The sequence below is a fragment of the Rhizobacter sp. P3_B12 genome, from assembly GCF_056402895.1.
In genome coordinates this window covers 1-3,949 of the sequence record NZ_JBFUGN010000579.1, presented here as the reverse complement: position 1 = coordinate 3,949, position 3,949 = coordinate 1, and the positions used below count along the sequence as shown (strand labels likewise).

The window sequence follows — 3,949 nt, the reverse complement described above, 5'->3', positions numbered from 1 at the left end:
GCCACGCTGATGCGCGGCCAGGGCATCGCGGCCGATGCGAACCGCATCCTGACCACCTACGGCGGCACCCACGCGATCGACCTGATCTGCCGCGCCTTCCTGCAGGCGGGCGACGCGGTGATGGTCGACAACCCCGGCTACCACCTGCTGTTCGACCGGCTGCGGCAGATGGGCGTGCGCATCGTGCCGATCGCGCGGCGCCACGACGGCCCCGACCTCGCGCAGATCGAGGCCGCCTGCACCGCACACCGGCCGCGCATGTTCTTCGTGCAGAGCGTGCTGCACAACCCGACCGGCTGGAGCAGCAGCGCGGCCAACCTGCACCGCATCCTCGGGCTGGCCGACCGGCACGGCTTCCTGCTGGCCGAGGACGACGTGCAGAGCCACTTCCACCCCGGCCACCCGACGCGCCTCGCCCAACTGTCGGAGCTGCGCAACGTCATCTACTACTCCAGCTTCTGCAAGGCGCTGAGCCCGGCGCTGCGCCTGGGCTACGTCGCGGCCGAGCCGCAGTGGCTGAAGCCGCTGCTGCGCGAGAAGATCCTCTCGGTGCTGACCACCGCCTCGCTGAACGAGCACGTGCTGCTCGAGCTGCTGTCGACCGGGCGCTTCCGCAAGCACGTCGACCGGCTGCAGCAGAAGCTCGGCACCGCGCGCGGCCTGGCGACGCGCCAGCTGCGCCAGGCCGGCGTGCTGCTCGACCACCCCGGCGAGGGCGGGCTCTTCCTGTGGGGCACGGTGCCGCACGGCATCGACATCGACGAACTCGTGAAGGATGCCTACCGCAACGGCATCCTGCTGGTGCGCGGCGCCACCTTCATGGCCGACAACGCCGGCGACCCGCACCTGCGCTTCAACGTGGTGTTCAGCCAGCACGTGCGGCTGGCCGAGTACCTGACGCAGCGGCTGTCGGCGACCTCGGCCGCGAGCCGCGTGCTGGCCCGCGCCGCCGCCCGCTGAGCGCCCTTCGAAGGCGCGCACCGATAATCGGGCGCATGACCCAAGCGCCCCCGCCCTCGCCCYCAGCCGCATTCAGCCAGCTGCCGCTCTCCGCCGCGACCCTCGAGAACCTGTCCCGCCTCGGCTACGAGACGATGACGCCGATCCAGGCCGCCAGCCTGCCGATCGCGCTGGCCGGCCACGACCTGATCGCGCAGGCCAAGACCGGCAGCGGCAAGACCGCCGCCTTCGCGCTCGCGCTGCTGGCCCGGCTCGATGCGAAGCGCTTCGACGTGCAGGCGCTGGTGCTGTGCCCGACGCGCGAGCTGGCCGACCAGGTCACGCAGGAGATCCGGCGCCTCGCGCGCGCCGAGGACAACGTGAAGACGCTGACGCTGTGCGGCGGCGCGACGATGCGCCCGCAGATCGCGAGCCTGGAGCACGGTGCGCACATCGTCGTCGGCACGCCGGGGCGCATCCTCGACCACCTGGAGCGCGAGACGCTGTCGCTCGCCGCGCTGAACACGCTGGTGCTCGACGAGGCCGACCGCATGCTCGACATGGGCTTCTTCGACGACATCGTCGCGGTGGCCAAGCGCTGCCCGAAGCAGCGCCAGACGCTGCTGTTCTCGGCCACCTACCCCGACGGCATCGCCAAGCTGAGCCAGCAGTTCCTGCGCGAGCCGCGCGAGGTCAAGCTGGGCGAGCAGCACGCGGCCGCGAAGATCCGCCAGCGCTTCTACGAGGTGCGCGACGACGAGCGGCTGCATGCCGTCGGCCTGCTGCTGAACCACTTCCGCCCGGCCAGCACGATCGCGTTCTGCAACACCAAGCAGCAGTGCCGCGACCTGGTCGAGGTGCTGCAGGCGCAGGGCGTGCAGGCGCTCGCGCTGCACGGCGACCTGGAGCAGCGCGACCGCGACCAGGTGCTGGTGCAGTTCGCCAACCGCAGCTGCCCGGTGCTGGTGGCCACCGACGTGGCGGCACGCGGCCTCGACATCGCGCAGCTCGAGGCGGTGATCAACGTCGACATCACGCCCGACCCCGAGGTGCACACGCACCGCATCGGCCGCACCGGCCGCGGCGACGAGGAAGGCTGGGCCTTCAGCCTGGCGAGCATGGACGAGATGGGCCGCGTCGGGCAGATCGAGCAGGTGCAGGGGCGCGAATCGCAATGGCACAAGCTCGCCGAGCTCACGCCGAGCGGCGGCGGGCCGCTGACCGCGGCGATGCGCACGCTGCAGATCCTCGGCGGGCGCAAGGACAAGATCCGCCCCGGCGACGTGCTGGGCGCGTTGACCGGCGAGGCCGGCTTCACCGCGGCGCAGGTCGGCAGGATCCAGGTCGGCGAGTTCTCGACCTACGTCGCCGTCGATCGCGCGATCGCGAAGCAGGCGCTGCAGCGGCTGAACAGCGGCAAGCTGAAGGGCCGCAAGGTGAAGGTGAGGTTCCTGGACGAGGCCGCCGCCGAATGAGCGGCGACAGCGCGGCACCGCTCGCAGCAGCGCCGTTCGAAGCCGTCGTCGAACCGGGCGGTTTCCGCTTTGCGGCGCCTGCCAGGCAAGGCCTCGTGAAATCGGCGCAACTGGCCGGCCTGCGGCTGCCGAGCTCGTGCCGCAACGGCACCTGCCGCGCCTGCATCTGCAAGCTCGTCAGCGGCCGCATCGAATACCCGATCGACTGGCCGGGGCTGAGCGCCGAAGAGAAGGCCGAAGGATTCATCCTGCCGTGCGTGGCGCAACCGCGCAGCGATCTCGTAATCGACGCACCCGCCGCACGGCCGCTGACGTCATGAGCACATCGTGACAGCGCGCCCCCATCCGCCGCGCACGATGCAGCTGGTCGCGCTGTTCGAGGCGATCAAGGGCCTGGCCGTGCTGGCTGGCGGCTTCGGGCTGCTGTCGCTGCTRCACCGCGACGTGCGGCACCTGGCCGAGGCGCTGGTCGCCGGGCTGCACCTCGACCCGGACCGGCACTTCCCGCACATCTTCCTCGAGGCGAGTTCGCAGCTCACCGATGCACGGCTGTGGCTGCTGGCCGGCCTGGCGGCGCTGTATGCGAGCGTGCGGCTGGCCGAAGCGTATGGCCTGTGGCGCGGCTACCGCTGGGGGGCCTGGCTGGGTGCGGCGGGCGGCGCCATCTACGTGCCGGTGGAGCTCTACGAGGTGCTGCAGCGCGTGAGCGCGCTGCGGGTCGCGACGCTGCTGCTGAACATCGCGATCGTGGTCTACCTGCTGTGGATGCTCGAGCGGCAGCGGCGCGCGGCGCCGGTCATCAACGTCGGATAGCGGCGCTTCGGCCCCACGCCGAACAGACTGATACCCGCCCTTTACCTCGCAGCAACGCGGGGGCGTCAACATCGGGGCGACCGCACCCGTTGTCATGGCGAGGCCGCTGTACGGCCTACAGGAGACCCACGATGAAACGCTTTCTGAACCGCCGCATGCTGGGCCTGGTCGGCATCGTTGCCGCGACGCAATTGCTGAGCGCCTGCATCGTCGTGCCACCGCGCGGCTACCGCCAGCGCACCGTAGTGGTCGAACCGGCGCCGTACTACGGCCCAGGCCCCGGCCGCGACTGGCGCGACCGCGACCACGACCGGCGCGACTGGGACGGCCGCCGCTGATCTCGTGATTGATAGGGGCTGATATCGTGGCCGCTCCCTGTCCTCACGGAGCCGGCCCATGCCCCCTTCCCGTTCCTTCCCGCGCGCGCTTTGCGCCGCACTGGCCTTGATCGCGGCGCCCTGGGCCGGCGCCGCGCCACCGACCGTCGCCGAGGTGATCGAACGCTCGGCAGCCGCCGACTGGCGCCCGCTGGTGGCTGCCGACACCCTCGTGATGGAACTCGCCGATCCGCGCAGCGGGCCGATCGTCATCGAGCTCGCGCCGCGCTTCGCGCCGCGGCATGTCGAGAACATCCGCACGCTGGCGCACGAGGGCTTCTTCGATGGCCTCGCGGTCGTGCGCGTGCAGGACAACTACGTCGCGCAATGGGGCGACCCGGATGC

At 71.3% G+C, this 3,949-nt stretch carries 6 protein-coding genes; all 6 read left to right on the top strand.

Annotated elements, in window-relative coordinates; genetic code table 11:
* Positions 1-960, top strand: a 960-nt coding sequence (locus tag AC1D01_RS24050) for an aminotransferase-like domain-containing protein (protein WP_477870825.1), incomplete at its 5' end; no start/stop codon positions are given.
* A 35-nt stretch (positions 961-995) separates the two neighbouring features.
* On the top strand, positions 996-2,414 hold the full coding sequence (gene dbpA, locus AC1D01_RS24045) for an ATP-dependent RNA helicase DbpA (protein WP_477870823.1): 1,419 nt from the start codon (positions 996-998) through the stop codon (positions 2,412-2,414).
* Positions 2,411-2,734 carry a 2Fe-2S iron-sulfur cluster-binding protein gene (locus tag AC1D01_RS24040; protein ID WP_477870821.1) on the top strand — a complete coding sequence of 108 codons (324 nt, stop codon included), beginning with the start codon at positions 2,411-2,413 and terminating at the stop codon, positions 2,732-2,734. The genes dbpA and AC1D01_RS24040 overlap by 4 nt, the downstream gene beginning before the upstream one ends.
* A 7-nt stretch (positions 2,735-2,741) precedes the next feature.
* Positions 2,742-3,227 (top strand): DUF2127 domain-containing protein, encoded by a 486-nt coding sequence (locus AC1D01_RS24035; protein WP_477870819.1) that lies wholly within the window; start codon positions 2,742-2,744, stop codon positions 3,225-3,227.
* A 131-nt stretch (positions 3,228-3,358) separates the two neighbouring features.
* The gene (locus AC1D01_RS24030; RefSeq protein ID WP_477870817.1) at positions 3,359-3,565 is read left to right on the top strand and encodes a hypothetical protein; all 207 of its coding nucleotides are present in this window, start codon (positions 3,359-3,361) and stop codon (positions 3,563-3,565) included.
* 58 nt (positions 3,566-3,623) lie between these two features.
* Positions 3,624-3,949: peptidylprolyl isomerase (locus tag AC1D01_RS24025; protein WP_477870815.1), on the top strand; the 326-nt coding region annotated here is incomplete at its 3' end.